The sequence below is a fragment of the Bacillus fungorum genome (assembly GCF_002746455.1).
Lineage (GTDB): Bacteria > Bacillota > Bacilli > Bacillales > Bacillaceae_G > Bacillus_A > Bacillus_A fungorum.
In genome coordinates this window covers 1-1,306 of the sequence record NZ_NWUW01000119.1, presented here as the reverse complement: position 1 = coordinate 1,306, position 1,306 = coordinate 1, and the positions used below count along the sequence as shown (strand labels likewise).

The window sequence follows — 1,306 nt, the reverse complement described above, 5'->3', positions numbered from 1 at the left end:
ATACTAAATCAAAATTTTAAACTATATTGTTAGTAAAGTTGCAAAAACCCTTGTGTTATCAAATCTACTGATAACACAAGGGTTTCCAAAGATTATTCCGCGAGGGCGGGGCATTGAAAATGTGTAGCCCCTTTTACAGGCTAATACTACATAAGTGCATTTAACTCACGTATAATATAAAATTTGCTGAAAAATAATTTTACATTCATTTGGTAAAATGCTTTTTTATGAAATAGGTATAATCAATAAGAACCTCTAACACTTCTTGTTGTTTTTGTGGAGGCAGATCAGATATTGCTACTTTAATTAATTCTAATTTACTTTCAAGTGGTGCATTTCGCCCAAATAGTTCATCTATGGAGACGTTATGTATTTCAGCAAGATTCATGATGGAATCTGCATCAGGATCAGCTTTCCCATATTCCCAATTTGCATAAGTAGTGCGGGCAATGTTTAGGCGATGTGATATATCGGATTGGGTATATCCTTGTTTTTTTCTCAATTCAGCAAGTCGTTTGCTTAGATGGGACATATCATCACCTTTTCCTTTCTGATTTATAAAGTTAGTGTAAAACAGAAAAGGTAAATTGTGTCCTAATGACTAATAATAAGTCGTAATTTAAAATACTTTGTAATAATTAGTTAAAATATTGTGATGATAGAGAAATATTTGGAGTTCCAAGAGCAAAAAAATAGGAAGAAATCGAAACATCGAATCGAGTTTCTTCCTATTATATATACTTACTAAAATAATGAATTTCCTATATCTATTGTGGCCAAGTTTTGACGTCTTGTACGCTCTCTTAAATAACGTTCCGTAGTCATGATAGATTCATGCCCTAAATAATCACGTATTTTCTTAAGCTCGACACCTTTTCCCATCAAATGATTCGCAAAGAAATGCCTGCAGGTATGGGGAGTAATTCTATCTTTTCGATAACGTAGAAACGGTAAGTTTGTTTCTTCAATTTTTTCTGCTACATATTTTGATAAGTAGTCAGCCCTATAGTGAGAGCCATCCGCTTTAGGTAGAAAAGCAGATATGCTAGAGGCGTCCAAGTCACTTATTTGTTTACGCAATTGACGAAGATGACAAATATCATCGAGTACATCCTCAAAGATACGGACTTCTCTCGTTTTATTTCCTTTTCCAACTACACGTAGGAGATAGACATTTAAAGAAGGGTGGAACGCAAGATCAGCCCATTTTGCATTTGCGACTTCTTCAATTCGTAGACCAGTAGTGGTAAGGAGGAAGAACAAGGAATACATAAAGAAATTTGTTCTTTTTAATGTATCTAAAATT

Annotated in this window: 2 protein-coding genes; both read right to left on the bottom strand. The window is 33.8% G+C overall.

The genetic code is table 11. The features are described from left to right. Positions 1-205: 205 nt before the first annotated feature. A complete protein-coding gene (locus CO726_RS30905; RefSeq protein WP_023901702.1) occupies positions 206-532 on the bottom strand; it encodes a helix-turn-helix domain-containing protein in 327 nt (108 codons plus the stop codon). 212 nt (positions 533-744) lie between these two features. Beyond that, on the bottom strand, positions 745-1,306 hold a 562-nt coding region (locus CO726_RS30900; RefSeq protein ID WP_136699918.1), incomplete at its 5' end, for a tyrosine-type recombinase/integrase.